Source organism: Erythrobacter sp. JB3-1 (genome assembly GCF_057364995.1).
On sequence record NZ_CP200289.1, the window covers coordinates 2,005,771 to 2,025,047 of the forward strand.

28 protein-coding genes are annotated in these 19,277 nt (G+C 57.7%); 15 read left to right on the top strand and 13 right to left on the bottom strand.

The window, feature by feature from the left end:
• Window positions 1–73 precede the first annotated feature (73 nt).
• The gene (locus AC0V6M_RS09465; RefSeq protein WP_486138567.1) at window positions 74–475 is read left to right on the top strand and encodes an acyl-CoA thioesterase; all 402 of its coding nucleotides are present in this window, start codon (window positions 74–76) and stop codon (window positions 473–475) included.
• On the opposite strand, the gene AC0V6M_RS09470 is transcribed toward AC0V6M_RS09465, so the two are convergent.
• Window positions 476–1,291, bottom strand: coding sequence for a M90 family metallopeptidase (locus tag AC0V6M_RS09470; RefSeq protein WP_486138568.1), 816 nt, complete (start codon window positions 1,289–1,291; stop codon window positions 476–478).
• A 113-nt stretch (window positions 1,292–1,404) separates the two neighbouring features.
• Between AC0V6M_RS09470 and AC0V6M_RS09475 the strand changes: the two genes are divergently transcribed.
• The 4 genes from AC0V6M_RS09475 to AC0V6M_RS09490 all read left to right on the top strand — a co-directional run bounded on the left by AC0V6M_RS09475 (window position 1,405) and on the right by AC0V6M_RS09490 (window position 3,986).
• Window positions 1,405–2,238 carry a hypothetical protein gene (locus tag AC0V6M_RS09475; protein ID WP_486138569.1) on the top strand — a complete coding sequence of 278 codons (834 nt, stop codon included), beginning with the start codon at window positions 1,405–1,407 and terminating at the stop codon, window positions 2,236–2,238.
• Window positions 2,239–2,313: 75 nt separating this feature from the next.
• A complete protein-coding gene (locus AC0V6M_RS09480) occupies window positions 2,314–3,072 on the top strand; it encodes a fatty acid desaturase (protein ID WP_486138570.1) in 759 nt (252 codons plus the stop codon).
• On the top strand, window positions 3,069–3,569 hold the full coding sequence (locus AC0V6M_RS09485; RefSeq protein ID WP_486138571.1) for a sterol desaturase family protein: 501 nt from the start codon (window positions 3,069–3,071) through the stop codon (window positions 3,567–3,569). The genes AC0V6M_RS09480 and AC0V6M_RS09485 overlap by 4 nt, the downstream gene beginning before the upstream one ends.
• Before the next feature lie 15 nt (window positions 3,570–3,584).
• Window positions 3,585–3,986 carry a hypothetical protein gene (locus AC0V6M_RS09490; RefSeq protein ID WP_486138572.1) on the top strand — a complete coding sequence of 134 codons (402 nt, stop codon included), beginning with the start codon at window positions 3,585–3,587 and terminating at the stop codon, window positions 3,984–3,986.
• On the opposite strand, the gene AC0V6M_RS09495 is transcribed toward AC0V6M_RS09490, so the two are convergent.
• The 11 genes from AC0V6M_RS09495 to AC0V6M_RS09545 form a co-directional block, all read right to left on the bottom strand.
• The gene (locus AC0V6M_RS09495; protein WP_486138573.1) at window positions 3,983–4,390 is read right to left on the bottom strand and encodes a SufE family protein; all 408 of its coding nucleotides are present in this window, start codon (window positions 4,388–4,390) and stop codon (window positions 3,983–3,985) included. The two genes, AC0V6M_RS09490 and AC0V6M_RS09495, sit on opposite strands and share 4 nt — an antisense overlap.
• 10 nt (window positions 4,391–4,400) lie before the next feature.
• Window positions 4,401–5,705, bottom strand: coding sequence for a DUF3422 domain-containing protein (locus tag AC0V6M_RS09500; protein WP_486138574.1), 1,305 nt, complete (start codon window positions 5,703–5,705; stop codon window positions 4,401–4,403).
• A gap of 105 nt (window positions 5,706–5,810) precedes the next feature.
• Complete coding sequence (locus tag AC0V6M_RS09505; RefSeq protein ID WP_486138575.1) at window positions 5,811–6,074, bottom strand: hypothetical protein; 264 nt, start codon at window positions 6,072–6,074, stop codon at window positions 5,811–5,813.
• Entirely contained in the window at window positions 6,071–6,364 is a 294-nt protein-coding gene (locus AC0V6M_RS09510; protein WP_486138576.1) for a hypothetical protein, read from the bottom strand. Before AC0V6M_RS09510 ends, AC0V6M_RS09505 begins: the two co-directional genes overlap by 4 nt.
• A 115-nt stretch (window positions 6,365–6,479) precedes the next feature.
• Window positions 6,480–6,812 carry a hypothetical protein gene (locus AC0V6M_RS09515; RefSeq protein ID WP_486138577.1) on the bottom strand — a complete coding sequence of 111 codons (333 nt, stop codon included), beginning with the start codon at window positions 6,810–6,812 and terminating at the stop codon, window positions 6,480–6,482.
• Window positions 6,809–7,159 (bottom strand): hypothetical protein, encoded by a 351-nt coding sequence (locus AC0V6M_RS09520; RefSeq protein WP_486138578.1) that lies wholly within the window; start codon window positions 7,157–7,159, stop codon window positions 6,809–6,811. Before AC0V6M_RS09520 ends, AC0V6M_RS09515 begins: the two co-directional genes overlap by 4 nt.
• Entirely contained in the window at window positions 7,159–7,458 is a 300-nt protein-coding gene (locus AC0V6M_RS09525; protein ID WP_486138579.1) for a hypothetical protein, read from the bottom strand. Before AC0V6M_RS09525 ends, AC0V6M_RS09520 begins: the two co-directional genes overlap by 1 nt.
• A gap of 39 nt (window positions 7,459–7,497) precedes the next feature.
• The gene (pspC, locus tag AC0V6M_RS09530) at window positions 7,498–7,881 is read right to left on the bottom strand and encodes an envelope stress response membrane protein PspC (RefSeq protein ID WP_486139602.1); all 384 of its coding nucleotides are present in this window, start codon (window positions 7,879–7,881) and stop codon (window positions 7,498–7,500) included.
• Entirely contained in the window at window positions 7,871–8,173 is a 303-nt protein-coding gene (gene pspB / locus AC0V6M_RS09535; protein WP_486138580.1) for an envelope stress response membrane protein PspB, read from the bottom strand. The genes pspC and pspB overlap by 11 nt, the downstream gene beginning before the upstream one ends.
• A gap of 3 nt (window positions 8,174–8,176) precedes the next feature.
• A complete protein-coding gene (gene pspA / locus AC0V6M_RS09540; RefSeq protein WP_486138581.1) occupies window positions 8,177–9,154 on the bottom strand; it encodes a phage shock protein PspA in 978 nt (325 codons plus the stop codon).
• On the bottom strand, window positions 9,151–9,309 hold the full coding sequence (locus AC0V6M_RS09545; protein WP_486138582.1) for a hypothetical protein: 159 nt from the start codon (window positions 9,307–9,309) through the stop codon (window positions 9,151–9,153). Before AC0V6M_RS09545 ends, pspA begins: the two co-directional genes overlap by 4 nt.
• A 176-nt stretch (window positions 9,310–9,485) precedes the next feature.
• On the opposite strand from AC0V6M_RS09545, the gene pspF reads away from it, so the two are divergent.
• The 10 genes from pspF (at window position 9,486) to AC0V6M_RS09595 (ending at window position 18,640) form a co-directional block, all read left to right on the top strand.
• Window positions 9,486–10,547, top strand: coding sequence for a phage shock protein operon transcriptional activator (pspF, locus tag AC0V6M_RS09550; RefSeq protein ID WP_486138583.1), 1,062 nt, complete (start codon window positions 9,486–9,488; stop codon window positions 10,545–10,547).
• Between the two features lie 214 nt (window positions 10,548–10,761).
• Complete coding sequence (gene rimP / locus AC0V6M_RS09555; RefSeq protein ID WP_486138584.1) at window positions 10,762–11,322, top strand: ribosome maturation protein RimP; 561 nt, start codon at window positions 10,762–10,764, stop codon at window positions 11,320–11,322.
• The gene (gene nusA, locus AC0V6M_RS09560) at window positions 11,322–12,983 is read left to right on the top strand and encodes a transcription termination factor NusA (RefSeq protein WP_486138585.1); all 1,662 of its coding nucleotides are present in this window, start codon (window positions 11,322–11,324) and stop codon (window positions 12,981–12,983) included. Before rimP ends, nusA begins: the two co-directional genes overlap by 1 nt.
• The gene (locus tag AC0V6M_RS09565) at window positions 12,964–13,857 is read left to right on the top strand and encodes a DUF448 domain-containing protein (protein WP_486138586.1); all 894 of its coding nucleotides are present in this window, start codon (window positions 12,964–12,966) and stop codon (window positions 13,855–13,857) included. Before nusA ends, AC0V6M_RS09565 begins: the two co-directional genes overlap by 20 nt.
• Window positions 13,858–13,866: 9 nt before the next feature.
• Window positions 13,867–16,401, top strand: a complete 2,535-nt coding sequence (infB, locus tag AC0V6M_RS09570; RefSeq protein WP_486138588.1) for a translation initiation factor IF-2 — start codon at window positions 13,867–13,869, stop codon at window positions 16,399–16,401.
• The gene (locus tag AC0V6M_RS09575) at window positions 16,398–16,544 is read left to right on the top strand and encodes a hypothetical protein (protein WP_486138590.1); all 147 of its coding nucleotides are present in this window, start codon (window positions 16,398–16,400) and stop codon (window positions 16,542–16,544) included. The genes infB and AC0V6M_RS09575 overlap by 4 nt, the downstream gene beginning before the upstream one ends.
• Complete coding sequence (locus AC0V6M_RS09580) at window positions 16,541–16,963, top strand: PaaI family thioesterase (RefSeq protein ID WP_486138591.1); 423 nt, start codon at window positions 16,541–16,543, stop codon at window positions 16,961–16,963. The genes AC0V6M_RS09575 and AC0V6M_RS09580 overlap by 4 nt, the downstream gene beginning before the upstream one ends.
• Entirely contained in the window at window positions 16,963–17,508 is a 546-nt protein-coding gene (locus tag AC0V6M_RS09585; RefSeq protein ID WP_486138592.1) for a DUF1697 domain-containing protein, read from the top strand. The genes AC0V6M_RS09580 and AC0V6M_RS09585 overlap by 1 nt, the downstream gene beginning before the upstream one ends.
• Window positions 17,509–17,512: 4 nt before the next feature.
• Complete coding sequence (rbfA, locus tag AC0V6M_RS09590; RefSeq protein WP_486138593.1) at window positions 17,513–17,932, top strand: 30S ribosome-binding factor RbfA; 420 nt, start codon at window positions 17,513–17,515, stop codon at window positions 17,930–17,932.
• Window positions 17,933–18,007: 75 nt separating this feature from the next.
• Complete coding sequence (locus tag AC0V6M_RS09595) at window positions 18,008–18,640, top strand: hypothetical protein (RefSeq protein WP_486138594.1); 633 nt, start codon at window positions 18,008–18,010, stop codon at window positions 18,638–18,640.
• A 21-nt stretch (window positions 18,641–18,661) separates the two neighbouring features.
• On the opposite strand, the gene AC0V6M_RS09600 is transcribed toward AC0V6M_RS09595, so the two are convergent.
• Window positions 18,662–19,249, bottom strand: coding sequence for a YceI family protein (locus AC0V6M_RS09600; protein WP_486138595.1), 588 nt, complete (start codon window positions 19,247–19,249; stop codon window positions 18,662–18,664).
• Between the last annotated feature and the right edge of the window lie 28 nt (window positions 19,250–19,277).

The window sequence follows — 19,277 nt, forward strand, 5'->3', positions numbered from 1 at the left end:
ACTTGCAACCCGCTCCGTACTCGGCAGGTGGATAGTCATGGAAAAGACACCTTTGTGTGTTTAACTTACAATTATGTCAGCAGAGCCCTTCGCCTTTCCGATCAAAGTCCTTCCCGAAGACATCGATTTCATGGGGCACGTGAACAATGCGCGCTATTTGAACTGGGTGCAGGATGCCGTTTTGGCGCACTGGAACAACCTTGCCCCGGCAGAGGAAATTGCGTCCAAAGCCTGGGTCGCTCTGAAGCATGAGATTACCTATCGCCGCCCCGCATTCCTGGAAGATGATGTGATCGCGAACACGGTGCTCGAACGCTACAATGGCGCGCGGGCATTTTATCGCACGGTCATCTCGCGCGGTGAAGAAGTGCTGGCTGAGGTCCAATCAAGCTGGTGCTGCATCGACTCGACGACGCTGCGCCCGGCGCGGATTGGAGAGCATATGCGCGAGTTTTTCTTCCCTGACGGCGATTGACTAGCCCCACTTCGCTGGGTCAAGCGCCAGCAGTTCTGCCAATTGCGTATAAAGCGCTGGAATATTTCGCTGCAATGCCTGCGGCTTTTCGAAGAATGTGACGATGGCTTCCGCGAAAAACTCCTCGTGGTTGGTCGCGCCATATGGGTCGATCAAAGTTTGGTACCCGTTTTGAACCCGCTCCACATGGTCGTTGTACGCATCCAGCATGGCCTTCTCCCAGCCTTCATAGGCCTGTCCTTTGCTAAGGAGCGGGATGCCATTGGTGTGGCCGGTTAGGCTGTCCAATTGATGTGCGAATTCGTGGATCACAACATTGTGGCCGTCATGGGCGTCAAGACCGCCATTGAGCGCATGATCCCAAGATAAAACCACTGGCCCGCGGGCCCAGCTCTCCCCAAGCATTGTTAAGTCTCGCTCCTGAACGACATAGCCGTCATGCGTGTTGCGGCGGGTCCGAAAGGCTGATGGGTAGATGAGCACTGTCCTCAGCGTGTCATACCAGGCGTCCGTGTTGACAATGAGCAGGCAGGCCTGAGCAGCGATCGAGAGTTTCATCGCCTCATTAACTTCAAGACCGTTTTGTCCATGAAATGTGATCTGATCGAGGAAGAGGTTGATCTTCCCCTCCAGTTTCAGCCGCAAGGGCTGGGGCAACTGGCGTGTGATCGGCACCAGCTGCCTGACGATTTCGCGCTGATTAGGGGTAAGCGGGGCGACAAGGAGCTTTGTGCGCCGCTGCGCCTTCGCAACGCGGCGATAGACTAAAAAACCGACAATCAGCGTAATCGCGCCGAGAAGTAAATAAAGCTCCATTGGAGCGAAATAGGGCGTGAGACCCGCGTTTGTTAGATGTCACGCATAGAGCGTTTGACCAGCGGCCGGGTTTCAGCGACATTGCAAAGAGTTAGACGGGGAAGGTAGGGCGTATGATCTCACGTATCGGTTTTGCGATTTTATGTTCGGCGATGTCTCTGCCTGCAAACGCGAACTCTCAACAAGGGGACGCTGGCGAGGACGCCCTAGCTCAGATAACCGATGGCGAGGCGACGGAATTGCGAGGCGCTTTGGACCGCGGTCAAAAGCTTTATGCTTATGATCAGGCTGCATGGCACACCACCGAAGCGATGTTTGAAGATATTGTAGACCCGACTGGTGAAGGTATTCGCGGCTGGATCGTGAATGACATCGAAGCTGGGCTCGAAGTTGTCTTTATGCGGGACGCCGATGACGGTTTCGAGGCCGTTTGGTCTGCCTTGTACAGTGATCAGAAAGTCACCGACGCCAAGACTTACGAACCGGGCGAGAGGCCATTTTCCGAGTTTGAAGCCACCCTCGCGAATGCGAGCAAAATTCCTTTGAACGAAGACATGCAGCGTTGTTCGAGCAAGCCGTTCAATACTGTTGTTTTCCCGACCGGAAAGGCAGACGGTGGGTTGTATGTCTACTATCTCGTACCGCAGGAAACGCTCGATGCGGTCCCGCTTGGCGGCCATTATCGATTTGAAGTGCGGGATGGCGAAGTGGTGAATAGTCGTATGTTCACCAACAGCTGCATATCGCTTGAGACTGGCGAAAACGAAGATGGCAACCGTCCCGAAGCTCTAATGATTTCTCATCTGCTGGACGATGTTCCGACCGAAATCCATGTGTTTTCCATGTTCGCTGCGGGTTTGCCCCTCTATGTCTCTACCATTGAGAATAAACATGTCTGGGCTGTTGAGGCATCGAGCGGGCAGGCAAGGGCTCGCATAATCCGATAAGCGGTCCCTTGATTTCCGTTTCATTTCGAATTGTTTATACGAAGCCGTAATGGTGTCGCCTGCGTATCTTGTCCTATGAGCGCTGATCTCTCTCTGCCCGCCCGCTCGCGCCAAGCCGCGATTGGCCTTGCCTTGGCGGCTGTGATCTCTGGCGGCTGGCTGGGCTTGCACGCTTATGGCATGTTTGTGTTTGAGCTGACGTGGTCGAATTGGCCGCTGGCGCTCGCATTGGCGGCGGTGCAATGCTGGCTTTCCGTCGGCGTTTTTATCATCAGCCATGATGCGATGCATGGCACGCTGGCGCCAGGGCATAAGCGGATCAATTCAGCCGTAGGGGCGGTGCTTCTCGCCCTTTATGCAGGTTTTGCCTGGCGGCGGATGCGCGATGCGCATTTTGAGCATCACAAGCTGGCAGGCCGCGAAGGCGACCCCGATTTCGACGAGCATCATCCGACCAGTTTTCTGCGTTGGTATTGGACGTTTTTCACCCGCTATTTCAGCCGGCAATCCCTAGTATTTGTGCACACAGTCGTGGCGATCTATCTGTTTGTGTTCGATATTCCGTTCATGCAGATATTCCTGCTTTATGGTTTGCCTGCGCTCGCGTCTTCGTTGCAGCTTTTCTATTTTGGGACCTATCGGCCGCATCGGCACGGTGCGGGCGCGTTTCCCGATGATCACAATGCGCGCAGCGACCATTTCAGCACACTCGTAAGCCTCGCCGGCTGTTTTCATTTCGGCTATCATCTGGAGCATCACCGCCGCCCGGATGTGCCATGGTGGGCGCTGCCGATTGCGAAGCGGGCGGGAATTGGTGCAGGAGTGACTGCATGAGCTGGCTCGAAGTTTTCCTGGTTGTGATGGCCGCACTGATCGGCATGGAGCTGTTTGCCTGGTACGCGCACAAATACATCATGCACGGCTGGGGCTGGACATGGCACCGCGACCACCACGAACGGCATGACAATGCGCTGGAAAAGAACGACCTGTTCGCGGTTGTGTTCGGCACAATCAACGCGGCAATGTATATTTACGGCTCGCTCTATTGGGACGCGCTGTGGTGGTTTGCCGTCGGCATCACCCTTTACGGCGTGATCTACACGCTGGTGCATGACGGCCTGGTCCATCAGCGCTATTTCAAATGGGTTCCGAAGAAGGGCTATGCCAAGCGGCTGGTGCAGGCGCACAAGCTGCACCATGCGACCATCGGTAAAGAGGGCGGGGTCAGCTTTGGCTTTGTCTTCGCGCGCGATCCGGCGAAGCTAAAGGCGGAATTGAAAGAGCAAAAGGCCGCCGGGATCGCAGTGGTGCGGGACAGCGCCGGGGCTTAGCCTACAGGACTTGTGGTGCCTCAAGATACACTCGATCTAACCGGGACATGGGATGGCGTTTTTTCCTATCCCAAAGAGCCGAATGCGCCTCCTACAACGCCTTTTCTTGCTGAGATATCAGAAAGTGCTGGAAGGTTTTCTGGTGCCACATTGGAGCCAGATATCTATCGGAGCAGTCCGGCCCGCGCGAGTGTTGTCGGGCACCGAGATGGACAACTTGTCGATTTTACAAAAACCTATGATCGTGAGGGCTACGAATACTCCTCGCCCGTTGACTACGTTGGCCGCCTTAGCTCAGACGGACAGCTAATTATTGGATCATGGACCATGCAGGATTGGAGCGGATCGTTTGAGATGACCCGCCAAGCGATCATCGAAACAGTCGCGGTTGAAGAAGCCACTGCCGAAGTTGATTAGATCGAAGCCAATCTCGCTGCGTGTTCCTGAACCAGAGCAATCATATTGGGCACACCCTGCGTCCGGTTGGACGATAGCTGGCTCTTCAGATCAAATGGGGCCAGCGCCTCGGCGACGTCCATGCCCGCGACTTCGCCCGCCGGTTTATCCTGCACAGCCGCGATCACCAGTGCCACGATGCCCTTGGTAATCGCGGCGTTGCTGTCGGCGAGGAAGTGCAAAGTCTCTGTCTGCTCCGTTGGATAGACCCACACCGCCGCCGAGCATCCGCGCACCAATGTCGCATCTGTTTTGAGCGCATCGGGCATGTCATCAAGCTCTCGGCCAAGCTCAATCAGCAGGCGGTAACGCTCGTCGCCTTCAAGAAATTCATATTCTTCGAGAATGTCAGAAAGAGTTCGCATGAGCCGCTATTTAGGGTCGCTCGCGCCCATGTCTATCGCCCATCTCTATTCCGGCTTTTTCAGCAGGCGTTTTTTCGCCGATTGCACGAAGGAATAGATACCAATCACCACCGGGATGACGAGTATGCCGAGCACCAGATCCTTGTCGAACATCGGCCATACTGATTTGAGGCCGACCAGTGCGTAGCTGATGATGGCGAGCGCGTAATAGCTTGCCGCGACTATCGAGAGCCCTTCTACCAATTGCTGCAGGCGCAATTGCATACCAGCATTGCGGTCCATTGAGCGCAGCAGCCTGAGCGTTTTGGTTCTCGATCCGCGTTTCGATCCGCGCGCGTAGCAAGGTCGCCAACTGACCTGCGCGCTCCGCTAGTTCGCCTTGACGCTTGGTCACTGCGGCGCAGAAACGCACAGCCGGGGCAAAGCGGCGCTGGGTGAAGTAGTTGAGCGAGGCAAAGCCTTCTATCCGCCGGGTCTCAAGTTCGCGCAGCCGCTCTGAGACGAGGCTGCCATAGGCCGCCGTGGCGCTCATCCGGAAACTCGCCTCAGTGATGCCGGCATTAAGATCCACGGACAGCTCAGAGATTTCACGCATCAGCGCGTCATCCGTGTCTGCGCCTTCCGCAATGCGCTGAGCAATCTCAGTCAGCAGCTCTTCAGCCTGGTTGAGGCTGGGCCAAATTTTCTGCGCCACGGGCAGGCCGAGCAGCGCGCGATTGCGATAATTGCCCAGCTCTTGCAGGCGCTGAACCAGGCGGGTGAGGTCGGCGGGCTGCGTTCCGTTGGAGGCGATCACAATCGCGCCAAAGCCATCCGGCTTCACGCGGAAATCGGACCAGATGCGCGCCGATTTGCCGATATGGCAGGATACCAACTCGTGCATCTCAAACCCGGTCTTGTTTACGACGGCGGCGGCCTCTTTCTCTTTATCGACCACCAACCCGCGGGTCGCGCGCAGCACCGCGCCGGGCAGGCTCTCCACCCAATCAATCGCGGCCGCGATATCGGCATGGTCTCTGGGCTTTAGGAATTCGTCCGGTTTACACTTCTCAACGAACAGGCTGATCGTGGTGCCTTCGCTATGGCGCTCCCATGTGAAGCCGATCCGCTCGCTTAGCCGGCCAGAACGGTGAGTGGTGTTGCCAGAGCCGTTGAGCGAGCCAAAGCGCGCCTCAATAGCGGCATATTCCGCATCGCGCTCATCCGGTTCAACCAGAACCACCCATTGCATGTAGAGACACGGTACGCACAGCATCTCCCATCGGCGAAGATGCATTTCCTTGACGACTTGAGTGCGAAGTTCGTGTTGGCGCATAGTGTCCTTACGGTTGGACTACATGCTGGGTTCCCTAGGGTATTCTAAGGCTTAGCGCAAACTGAGGGGGCTGCGGCGCGCTGGCCTCAAACTGGGGGAGGGAGCTTAGAGCTCCACTCCGCTAGCAATCGCCTCTAGTTTCTTGATGCGCTCTTTTAGGTCAGCCATTTCAATGCGGGCGGCGCCGATGGAGGCATTGCCTTCCACTTCGCGCGGGCCGGTGCCGAGCTGCTCCAGCTGATCCAGCTCAGAACGCTTCAGCTCCAGCCATCCCTGCCAAGCTTTCAGCAGGGCAAAGGCGACCACACAAAGACCCACAAGGCAGGCTCCGGCAATGACGAGGTAGGGGTCGAAAACTGCATCGATCATTCGCTCATATCCTCCGTAGTCTTAGTGCGCGGCTTACTCTCGCTTAGGCGCAGGTTTTCAATTTCATGGGCCGGCTGCTGCGTTTTCTTGGCATCTGGCGTGTTTTCATCGGTGACAATGCGTTCAAGCACTTGCACGCGTTCGCGCAGCTCATCGCGTTCACGCTGAGCCTCGAGCAAGGCATCGCGATCTTCGCTGTCAATCTCGACATGGCGGTTATGCTGCTTGTTAAACTGCAACACGCCCCAAACCATGATTGCGACGATGGCGATCAGGACCCAGCCGCCCATTACGCATCCTCCTGCTTGCTTGGCGCGCCGCGCAGCCTTGGCCCGGGCGATGGCGCCAGAGCCAATGCTCCGATCTGGAGCGCGTCAAATACCAAAGCCGTGTCAGCGCCAAACATTATGCGTTTCCTTTGTCCGTGCGATCTTCAAGCGACCTTTCACGCAGAGCGTCAATCTCGCTGCCCAGAGCGTATCCGCCATCGGTCACGATCCGCTCGACATTGACGAGGCGGTCTTTGACCGCGCCCAGTTCAGCGCGCAGCTCGGCGTTTTCTTGGGTCAAGAGCTTCACGCGCTCGCCCGCAGGATCACCTTTGGGATACACCGCTTTGCCCCAGCCGTTTTCCAGCGGGTAGCCATTCTTGACCCGCAGCCAGGTGGTGAAAACCCAGCCTGCCACGCCAGCTAAACCAACGGTCATTAGCAGTTCAGTGGTCAGTATCTCATTCATCGGGCTTTTTCCTGGGCTTTGATATTGAGTGGTACGCCGCTATCACTGACGGTCTTGCTCGGCGCATCGCGCAGTGCTTCGATTTCATCAGACAGGGTGTAGCCGCGGTCTGTGACAATCTTCTCGAGTACGATCATGCGGTCCTGCATCATATCGAGCTTCTCATTAAGCTCGCTGTTTTCAGCGCGCAGACGCTTGGTCTCGGCGGTGTCTTTTGATGGAGTTTTGCCGCCCCACTCGTCTTCCAAGGGATAGCCATGTTTCGCACGGATCCAATTGTTGAAGATCCAGCCAACGGTCGAGATGGCGATGATGGCAATGACAAATCCTGGCCCACCCCAATCCATTATACTTGCTCCTGCTTACTCATGTTCAGCGGCACGCCGCTGTCGGATTGTTCGACATCGCGCACATCGCGCAGCGCCTCGATTTGCGTTGCCACATCATAGCCGCGGTCGGTCACAATACGCTCCAACACTTGCACGCGATCTTCCAGTTTTTGCACCTGGCTTGAATATTGCGCGGCCTTTTCAGCGGTGTTTTCAGCGGTCGCTTCAACCTGCAATTTGGCTACTTTTTCTTTGTGCTTCGTCCAAATGGCGAAGAAAGGAATGCTGAGAGCCATAAGCGGTATCAACAGCGCCATTTCACCTTCCATAATTCAGTCCCTCCAGTTGCGCCGCGCTTAGCGCAGGCTCTCGATTTCAGCCGTCAGGCTTGTGTTGCTGGTGACGTAATGCGTCTCGACAGCGGCAAGCCGACGATCAACATCGCGGAATTTGGCGCGGATTTCGCGGGCGGTCCGCTGCGGGTTTTGTCGTACGCCTTGCCAGTATTTCTGCTCGTCATTGTCGACATAGAGATGCGGCGGTTTCTTGTTCAGCAGGAAGCCAGCAAGAAGGTAAAGCGGAATTGTCGATCCGCTCGTGAAGAAGATCGAGCCGAATGCAATCAGGCGAACCCAGAAAACATTGGTGCCGGTGTAATCCGCAATTCCTGAGCAGACGCCCATCAGTTTCGCGTTGTGTTTGTCGCGATAGAGTGTCGTGCGGGGGAGTTCATTGCGGATTTCCTTTCTTTTCAGCCATCATGCGATCGAGTTCGCGCAGCTGCTGGTTGTCTACTTCCTGATCATGCATCAGGCGCTTGGGTTCAAATGTCGCGTCATCTGTCGCAACCAGTCGTTCGACTGTGTCCATCCGTTCATCCAAGCGCTTGGCGAGCGAGTAGAGCTCCTCGAGCAGCACTTCATCATCGGTTGTGATGGTCGCGGCGGTCTTCCACTTGGTCATATGATGCAGGATCATCCATGGAAGTCCGATCAACAGCGCCAATACAATTATAACAATTTCACCAGGCATGGCTTAGCTCCCTTTCTTGGCGCCATCTTTGCCAAGCGCTTTCTTCATTTGTTCAAGTTCATCGTCGATCGCATCCGCCCCTTCGAGTGCGGCGATCTCATCGGATAGTGATGGTGTGCCGTTCTGGTCAGAAATGCTCAGCGCCTCTGCGCGGCCTTCTGCGTAATCAACCCGGCGTTCCATCTGGTCGAATTTCGACAGTGCTTCGTCGGTGCGTTCGCTGCTCATCAGCGTGCGCAGTTTCACGCGGTTCTCCGCGCTTTCGAGGCGGGCGGCGATTTGCGTCTGGCGGCTGCGCGCCTCACGCAGGCGATGCTGCAGCTTTTGAATGTCTTCTTCATAAGCGCGCAAGGCATCATCCAACACGCCGATCTCTGCGCGCAGCTGGCCGCCCATATCGGCTGCCTTTTTCTTCTCTACCAGAGCGGCGCGGGCCAGATCTTCGCGATCTTTTGACAGCGCCAGCTGAGCCTTCTCGCCCCAGTCTGCCTCAAGCCGTTCCAGCTTTATAACGTGGCGGTTCATTTCTTTCTGATCCGCAATCGTGCGCGCCGCGCTTGCCCGCACTTCGACCAATGTCTCCTCCATTTCGAGGATGATCATGCGGATCATTTTTGACGGGTCATCCGCCTGATCCAGCATGTCATTAAAATTGGCAGCGATAATATCGCGGGTGCGGCTGAAAATGCCCATGAAGGCTACTCCATCTAAAAACGAATTGTCGCGTTTGGTTGACGCGCTCGTATTGTTGTTTGTCCCGTATGTTTGCCCAGTCTCGGGCCCTGTGCGCAAGCGCTGAATCTCAGCATCAAGCCGTGATACCCGATTGCCGGGCGGAATTTCACCCAATTTGGGCGAAGCGGGGTGGGCCGGAGTTTCGCTCGCAGGTGCCAGGGCATCTGCAGGGGTATCCGCATTGGGGGGACTGCCAATGTCGGTTGAGCGCTCCGGCCCTAAAGAAGACTTGCTTGGGCGGTTCATGCGATTTCGATCAAATGCGTGCTGGCATAAGGCGCAGCAGCCATCAAAGGATCAGCCTGCATCTGCGTGGACAGCGCGATCAGCGCGGTCATTGCGGCGATGCTTGCAAGCGCTGCTTGGCCCAATTTGCTCTGGAAGAAGCTGCGGTTGTACATGAGGTCGTTTCCTTTGGTCTGTGTCGTTTGTGACTGGGTCACGGTGTTGTTCATGTACTAGCAAGCGGTGTGCCAAAGCATATAACGTACTGATAAATATACGAATTAGGCGTATCCCAAAATTTGTCAATGGTGACTATTGCCAATCATTGGGAATTTTCACTATAGGTTGGTGTGTGGAACGGGAAAATCAGTTTATAGGGCAGTCTGGGGCATTCCTCGATGCGGTCGAGCGGGCTAGTCGTGCCGCCCCGATGAGCCGGCCTGTATTGGTCATTGGCGAACGCGGAACCGGCAAGGAGCTGATTGCGGAACGCCTGCACCGCCTGTCCTCTCGCTGGGGTGAGCCGCTGGTCACCATGAACTGCGCCGCTTTGCCTGAAACCCTGATCGAAGCAGAATTGTTCGGCCACGAGGCGGGTGCGTTCACAGGCGCTACCAAAGCGCGCGCCGGAAGGTTTGAAGAAGCCGACAAGGGTACTCTATTTCTCGACGAACTGGGCACTTTGTCGATGGGCGCGCAAGAACGCCTGCTGCGCGCGGTTGAATATGGCGAGGTTACGCGGATTGGCGCCTCGCGCCCGGTTCGGGTCGATGTGCGGATTGTGGCGGCGACCAATGATGATTTGCCGCATCTGGCGAAAACCGGAGATTTTCGTGCCGATTTGCTCGATCGCCTCAGCTTTGAAGTGATCACATTGCCACCTTTGCGGGTGCGCGATGGCGATATTGCGGTGCTGGCGGAATATTTCGGACGGCGCATGGCGGCAGAGCTAGATTGGCATGGCTGGCCCGGTTTTTCCGAGCACGTCATGCGCGAGATGGAAAACTATGCCTGGCCGGGCAATGTGCGTGAACTGCGCAATGTGGTGGAGCGGGGCGTGTACCGCTGGGACGATGTCGATACGCCGATCTCTCACGTGCAATTCGACCCATTCGACAGCCCGTGGAAACCGGCTGCGCCGCCGCATCGCCGCGATGACAGTATGACTGCCGGGGCAGGGTGCGGCGCAGCGCCAGCCGCTGGCGATGCTATACCATCCGCGCCGAGTGAAATCGACAATATTGATGACCTGCGCCTTGCCGTGGATCAGCATGAGCGCACGATTGTCGAACATGCTCTGGGCAAGCATCGCTGGAACCAGCGGCAGACCGCCAAGGCGCTGGGTCTATCCTATGACCAGCTGCGCCATTGCATCAAAAAGCATGGGCTGATGGAAGAGCAAGCCGACGGTTAGCGGGTCACCTGTTGGTCGCGAAATAGAACGCGCCTTGGAAACACGCTGCGCCCAAAACAAGCCAGAGCAAATTTGCGCTAACGCTCTTGCCAAGCGGATCGAACGCGCTTAGTTAGCGTTCATCACGACATCGTCGAGACAGTCTGAGTTTGGCGCCTCCGGGGGCCGGACCCAAACGGGTTTGTCTTTCGCATGGTGTCCTTACGGAGTTACGATGGCCGATCTGGCGCGCCTTTATGAAGTAATCGAACCTGAAGCCGCAGCGCTCGGGTTTGAGCTGGTGCGCGTAAAGATGATGCCGTCAGAGGCCGGTGATGGCGGCGAAGCGCTGCAGGTCATGGCGGAAGATCCGGCCACTGGTCAGCTGATCATTGAACAATGCGCTGAACTCAGCCGCCGGGTGTCCAGCGCGATGGATGCGCGTGAAGAAGCGGGTGAAGTGCTGATTGAGGGCGCTTATCACCTCGAAGTGTCATCGCCGGGCATCGACCGCCCACTGACCCGGGCCAAGGATTTTGCCAATTGGGCCGGGCACGAGGCAAAGATTTCCATGGTCAAAGGGTTTGACGGCCAACGCGCGCTTCGCGGCTCGCTAAGCGGGATCTATGGTGATACAGTCATTATTGAAGACGCGAAGGCTGGTGAAACCCGCGTACCTCGCGACCAAATTCATTCGGCAAAACTCATCCTGACAGATGAACTGATTGCCGCTACACAGCCGCTCGACACGAGTGGTGCAGACGAAATTCTAGAACAAGAGAAGGCAGACGACTGATGGCCAGTGCCATTTCCGCCAACAAGGCTGAATTGCTCGCAATCGCAAATGCGGTCGCATCTGAAAAGATGATCGACAAAAACATCGTCATTGAGGCGATGGAAGAGGCGATCCAAAAGAGCGCTCGCAACCGCTACGGTGCCGAGAACGACATTCGTGCAAAGCTCGATCCGCAAACCGGCGATCTGACGCTGTGGCGCGTCGTCGAAGTGGTTGAAGAGGTCGAGGACTACTTTAAGCAGGTTGATTTGGCTCAAGGCCAAAAGCTGCAAGAGGGCGCGAGCATTGGCGACTTTATCGTCGATCCGCTGCCTCCGGTTGATTTGGGCCGTATCGATGCGCAATCCGCCAAGCAGGTGATCTTTCAAAAGGTCCGCGATGCAGAGCGCGAGCGTCAGTTTGAAGAGTTCAAAGACCGCGCTGATGAAGTCATCACCGGCGTCATCAAATCGGTTGAGTTCGGCCATGTGATCGTAAACCTCGGCCGCGCCGAAGGTGTGATCCGCCGCGACCAGCAAATTCCGCGTGAAGCGGCCCGTACCGGTGAGCGCGTGCGCGCACTGATCACCAAGGTAGAGCGCAACAATCGCGGCCCGCAAATCTTCCTCAGCCGCAGCGCGCCTGATTTCATGCGCAAGCTGTTCGCTCAGGAAGTGCCAGAGATTTACGACGGCATCATCGAGATCAAAGCCGCTGCACGCGATCCGGGCAGCCGCGCAAAGATCGGCGTTATCAGCCACGACAGCTCGATCGATCCGGTCGGCGCCTGCGTGGGTATGAAGGGTAGCCGCGTTCAGGCCGTCGTGCAGGAATTGCAGGGCGAGAAGATCGACATCATCCCATGGAGCGACGACATTGCGACCTTCGTCGTAAACGCGCTTCAGCCTGCGACCGTCGCCCGCGTTGTTCTGGACGAAGAAGAAGGCCGCATCGAAGTCGTCGTGCCTGACGATCAATTGAGCCTGGCCATTGGTCGCCGCGGCCAAAACGTCCGTCTCGCCAGCCAGCCGACCGGTCACCAGATCGACATCATGACTGAGGAAGAGGCCAGCGAGAAGCGCTCGAAAGAATTCGCTGAGCGCTCCAAGATGTTTGAAGAAGAGCTCGACGTTGACGAGACCTTGTCGCAGCCGCTGGTTGCGGAGGGCTTTGCGGAGCTCGAAGAGGTTGCATACGTGCCACTGGAAGAGCTGGCCGCGATCGAAGGCTTTGACGAAGAGCTGGGCGAAGAGCTGCAAAACCGCGCGAAAGAAGCGCTTGAGCGTCAGGAAGAAGCACACCGCGCTGTCCGCCGCGAACTGGGCGTCGAAGATGCGCTGGCTGATATGCCGCACCTCTCCGAGGCGATGCTGGTTGTGCTGGGCAAGGGCGGCATCAAGACGCTGGATGATCTGGCCGACCTCGCAACTGACGAGCTGATCGCCAAGAAGCGCGAAGCACCGCGCCGCCGCAACAATGCCGATGGCCCGCCAACACGGCGTCCGCCACAGCGTCAGGAAGACAAAGGCGGCGTGCTGGGTGAGTTTGGCCTGAGCGAAGAGCAAGGCAACGAAATCATCATGGCTGCGCGTGCGCACTGGTTTGAAGACGAAGACGGGGCAGCAGACGCTGCAACCGAAGCGACAACACAGGAGGCCGCGAATGCGGACTCCGACAAATGAGCGCGTAGCGTCCGACATCGTTGAAGCTGGCGGGAAAGCCAGCGAGGGTCAGAACACCGCTTCTGGCTCCCAAGAGAGCTACGCCAATTCCGCGTCAAAGCCGGAGGGCAAATCCGGCCATCGGGGCGGAGGGTCTGGCAAGTCGAAGAACCGCCGCCGCAATGCGAATAAGGGCAAAGAAGCGCCAGAGCGGCGCTGTATCTTGACCGGCGATCATGCTGGGCAGGACGAGCTGCTGAGGCTGGCGATTTCGCCTGATGGTGACGTTTTGCCTGATCCATCGGCCAGGGCGCCAGGGCGCGGGGCGTGGATCACGCTGGACAAGGCGGCACTTGAAGCGGCCATGGCCAATGGCCAGCTAAAAGGGGCGCTGGCGCGCGGATTTAAAGGCGCGAAACTTTCCTACAGCGACGATTTGCCGCAGCAGATCGAATCTGCACTGCGCAAATCACTGATGGACCGTTTGGGATTGGAGCTGCGCGCAGGGCAATTGGTGCTCGGCTCTGGACGGATTGAGGACCAAGCGCGCGCGGGCACGCTGCATATGTTGCTGCACGCCAGCGACAGCAGCGAAGACGGGCGTAAGAAATTGGATCAGGCCTGGCGCGTTGGGCGCGAGGCAGAGGGAACTGGAGAGCGCGGCGAGGTCTTGCCACTGGACCGCGCGGCTCTGTCTGTGGCATTGGGCCGCGAGAATGTCGTTCATCTTGCTCTTCGCGGAGCAAGTGGGGCGGATCGCATGAGGCGGGCGCTGTCCCGGCTCATGGCGTTTTCGGGGGCTGTCATGGCTGGCTGCGGCGGCAGCACAAAACGATCGACGGACGGGGCGGATCAGCCGCGCCCGAACGACATAGAAGAATACACGAAGGACTAACGAGCTAGCATGAGCGACGACGACAATAACAAACGGACCCGTAAACCACTTGGCCTCAAACGGCCGGCTGGTGACGGTGAGGTCAAGCAGACCTTCAGCCACGGCCGCACCAATAAGGTGGCGGTTGAGGTTAAGCGCCGCCGCAAGCTCTTGAAGCCGGGTGAAACCCCGCCGCCAGAGGCTGCGCCAGCGCCTGCACCTGCGTCAGAACCGGTCGCGGAAGCGCCTGCGCCTGAGCCGAAGAAAGCGCCTGCCAAAAAGGCCGCGCCATCAGAAACTCCGCAAGAGCGCGTAAAGCGGCTTGAGCGCGAGGCCGAAGAACAGCGCCTCCAGCTCGCCGAAGACGCGCGCAAGCGTGACGATCAGAAGGCGAAGAAGGCCGCTGAAGACGAGAAAAAGCGCGCTGAAGACAATCGCAAGGCTGACGAAGAAGCGGAAAAGCAAGCTGCAGCCGATGCGAAAGCCGCTGAACAAGCAGCCACCGCTGAAGCCGAAGAACCTGCTGCGGCCGCCGCCGAAGCTCCAGCAGCCAAGAAGGAAGCTGCGCCTGCGCCGAGCGGGCGCAAGTTTACCCCGGTTGCGCGTCCAGAGCCGAAGCGTCCTGAAAAGAAAAAGGGCCGCGAGGACAAGCGCAGTTCTCCCGGTGCAGACAAGCGCCGTTCGGGCAAGCTGACCGTTACCAAGGCGCTGAACGAGGACGAGGGTCGCCGCGCGCGTTCACTCGCCGCGCTCAAGCGTGCGCGTGAGAAAGAACGCCGCGCTCAAGGCGGGCCGTCCAAGCCGCGTGAGAAGCAAGTTCGCGACGTTATCGTGCCAGAGGCGATCACCGTTGGCGAACTCGCCAAACGGATGGGCGAGAAGGGCGCGGACCTGGTCAAGGAACTGTTCAATCTCGACATGATGGTGACCGTCAATCAGACGATCGATCAAGACACTGCCGAGCTGCTCGTGGAGCAGTTTGGTCATAATATCGAGAAGGTCTCAGAAGCCGATATCGATATTGTCGCTGAGGAAGACAAAGATCCTGAAGAGACGTTGAAAGAGCGTCCTCCGGTTGTGACCATTATGGGCCACGTCGACCACGGTAAGACCTCGCTGCTCGATGCTTTGCGCGGGACCGATGTGACCAAAGGCGAAGCTGGCGGGATTACCCAGCACATTGGCGCCTATCAGATCGAGACCAAGAACAAGCAGAAGATCACCTTCCTCGATACACCGGGCCACGCCGCATTCACCGAAATGCGTCAACGCGGCGCGAATGTGACCGATATTGTGGTGCTGGTGGTGGCTGCCGATGATGGCATCATGCCGCAAACCATTGAGGCGATTAAGCACACGAAAGCGGCCGGCGTGCCGATGATTGTGGCGATCAACAAGATCGATAAGCCAGAAGGCAATGCTGACAATGTCCGCACCCGTCTGCTGGAACACGAAGTGATCGTGGAGAAGATGTCGGGCGATGTGCAGGATGTGGAGGTTTCCGCAACCAAGGGCACCGGGCTTGATGATCTGATCGAGGCGATCACTCTGCAGGCAGAACTGCTTGAGCTTAAAGCACGGCCAGACCGCCATGCTGATGCGACCGTGGTTGAGGCCAAGCTGGATAAGGGCCGCGGCCCGGTTGCCACGGTGCTGGTAACGCGCGGCACTCTGAAACGCGGCGACACCTTTGTGGTTGGCACCGAGAGCGGACGCGTCCGCGCGCTCGTCAATGATAAGGGCAAGCAGATCAAGGAAGCGGGACCAAGCTTCCCGATCGAGGTCCTTGGCCTGGGCGGTGTGCCATCCGCCGGTGACGTTCTCACCGTGGTAGAAAACGAGCAGCGCGCCCGTGAAGTGGCCGAATATCGCCGCGAGAAGAAGACGGAGCAGCGCACTGCGCTTGCACCGACCAACTTCGACACGATGTTCAACAACCTTGCCTCTGACGTGGTCGAATTCCCTGTGCTCGTTAAGGCTGATGTTCAGGGCTCGGTTGAGGCGATCAACACCGCGCTGCACAACCTGTCCAATGATCTCATCAAGGTCCGCGTGCTGCACGCTGGCGTTGGCGCGATCACGGAAAGCGATGTGACCCTGGCGGCGGCGTCTAACGCGCCGATCCTCGGCTTTAACGTGCGTCCGAATGCGAAAGCGCGCGACCTGGTGAAGCGCGAAGGCGTGCGGATGATGTATTACGATGTGATCTATCATCTGACCGACGAAATCGCGAAGGAAATGGCCGGCGAGCTTGGTCCGGAAAAGATCGAGCACGTTGTTGGCCGCGCGGACGTTCAAGAAGTCTTCAAGTCCGGCAAGAAGGACAAGGCAGCAGGTCTGCTCGTCACCGAAGGCTCCATCCGCAAAGGTCTGCACGCGCGTCTTACTCGCGAAGATGTTATCGTCTCCGCGACCACCATCGCGTCGCTGCGCCGCTTCAAAGACGACGTCGATGAAGTCCGCTCTGGCCTCGAATGCGGTGTGGTTCTGGAAGACACGAACGACATCCAACCGGGCGACAGCCTCGAAGTCTTCGAGGTTGAGGAGCGTGAACGGACGCTGTGAGCGACGAATACGATAACGAAGAGGAGTTCGACAAGCGGGATAAAGAGGCTGACGGCTTTCTGCCTTGGCTGACTGGCTGTCTGCCTATCCCGGCCTTACTTCTTGGTGGCTTCTTCATTTTGCCTGACTGGTTCGGCTTATGAGCAAAATCTACGAATCCAAGCGCTCCCCATCGGCTCAGCCGATGGGGAGCGAATTCGTCTCGTTCGATGCCGACAAAGGCGAGCTGACCACGCGCTTCACCCCGCCGCCAAGCTTCGCCTCGCCAAGGGGCGCGGTGCAGGGCGGCTTGATCGCGGGCTTCCTTGATGAGGTGATGGGCGGCGCTTTGCTGGCGGTCACGGAGGGCAGCGAGCACGGCACAAAGCTCCCGCTCAATCTCGATATGAACCTGACCTTTGTGTCGATGGTTCCGCTCGCGCCAATCATCGCGAAGGGCCGGGTGGTCAAGCATGGTCGCCGAGTCGCTTTCCTTGAGGGCGAGCTATTCGATGAGGCGGGCAATCTCCTCGCGCGCGCGACCTCCACTGCCTTGCCAACTGATATTCCCGAAGGCTTCTGATGGCGCGCTTTCTCGCTCTGCTGGGCAGCATCAATATTGGCGGCAACCGGGTGAAGATGGTCGATCTAAAGGCTGCCTTTGCGAAAGAAGGCCTGAAAGACCTCGTCACCGTTGCAGCGAGCGGCAATTTGATCCTGTCCGATGACCGCGCGCCAGCAGCGATCGAGGCGCATCTTGAGCGCATTCTTGCGGATCAGTTTGGCTTTAAGAGCTGCGTCATGGTGCGTACCAAGGCGGAGGTACAGTCCGCCGTTGAGGACAATCCTTTTCACGGCACCGGGCCAGAGCATGGCTCTGACAAGATGGTGCATTCGATATTCCTCAGTGCGCAGCCGGAGCTCGCGCGCTTTGAAGCGCTTAAGCAGGAACATAGCTCAAAGGGCAGCGAGCGGCTCGCGCTGGGGGACCGCGTGCTCTATCTCGACTATGTCCACGGGGTCGGCGTGTCTGACCTTTCCAGCAAATTTCTTGAGCGGCGGCTTGATTGTCGCGGTACAGCGCGCAACATGAACTCGCTCAAGAACATACTTTCAAAGATGGATTAAGCCGATGGCTCGCCAACAATTCACCGCTGAACAGCAATCGGTCCGCGTCCTTAAAGTGGGCGAGCGGGTGCGCCATATCCTGTCGGAATTGCTGGCGCGCGGCGAAGTGCATGATGACGTGGTGAGCGCCTCGAACATCGCGGTGACAGAGGTTCGCATGACGCCGGATCTGCGCAATGCGACCGCCTATGTGAAGCCGCTGCTCGGTTCGGAAGAGGATGAGGTGGTGAAGGCTTTGCGCCAGAACACCGCCTTTCTTCAGCGCGAGGTGGCCAAAAGGCTGGGGCTGAAATTCGCGCCGAAGCTGAAGTTTCGGGCCGATGAGAGCTTTGATGAGGCAGACCGGATCGAGAGCCTGCTGCGCGATCCCAAGGTCGCGCGTGATCTGGCTGAAGAAGAAGGCGATGAAGGCGACGCATCGTGATCGCCTTTCTGGCGGTCTGCTGCGCTGGCTGGCGGAGCGATTGATGCGCCTGCAGGCGCACAGGCTGAGCCTGGAGTGACCATGCCCGTTTGGGAGAGTGAAATCTCCTATCGCGATATCGACTTCGTCCCGCGCGGCTGGCGATTGTTCGACAAGGCTGAGGGCGATCTCGACGGTGATGGCCGCACTGACAGCGTGCTGATCATTCAGGAAAATGACGCGGCCAAAATGCGGAGCAATCCCGATCGCCTTGGCATGGATTATCATGATGCCAATCCGCGCATCGTGCTTGTCATTTTGCAAGATTACCCAGGACAATATCGGCTGGTCGCCAAGGGCAATACAATCATCCCTGATCACGACCGCCCAACGATCAGCGACCCCTATGAAGATATGCGGATCGAGGGCGGTGCGCTGCATCTCCACATCGCGTTCTTTGCGAACGCAGGCAGTTGGAGCATGTCCAATCGCCAGTTTCAGTTTCGCTGGGACGGGAAAGCCATGGCGCTGATCGGGTTTGAGTATGCACATGTGCGGCGCAACACTGGCGAGATGAGCCAGACCAGCGTCAATTACCTTACGGGCAGGCGCAAAGACGCGAAAGGCAACATGGAAGACGACATGTTCAATTGGGTCTGGAGCAACGTGCCAAAGGGCACCCCGCCAACGCTAAGCACCATCGGGAGCGGCTTTGAATTTGAGGGGTGAGTGCGCCTCGCCAGACAGGGCCTAGCGCGGGATCATCTTCGCCTTAAGGCTAATCGTCACGGTCTTGCCGACGATCAAATTGAACGACGTCATCCCGTAGTTTTTGCGATTGATCTTCATCGTGCCGGTGAGGCCAATCGCCTTTCCGACATTGCTGGCCGGCGGCTGATCAAAGGTCACAAACAGAGTTTCATCGCGGGTTACCCCGCGCGCGGTCAGTTTCCCGGTGATTTTGCCGGTGCGCCCGCTGGTCATGACCAGATTAGAGCCGCGAAAACGCGCGGTTGGATATTTATCGACCCAGAAGAACTTTTCAGAGCGCAGCCGTTTCAGCGTCACAGAATCCGGCGCTTTGATGTCCTGCGTGTTGATCGTCACATCGACCTTCGCATCGCGCGGACGATCCGGGACGAAGGTGACCGCTCCAGTGATCGTGTTGAACGTCGCCGTGCGGCTGCCAACGCCCAAGAACGGCACCTTTGCCGCGATTGAGCTTGACTTAGTGTCGAGCGTGTAAGTTTGCGACGCATTGCCCATCAGCAATGCTGCGAGCATGGGAACGGCGACGATTTTGAACTTGCCTGCAAAGGACTGGGGAACGCGGGACATAAACTCTCCTATGGTACGATGTTCGCGC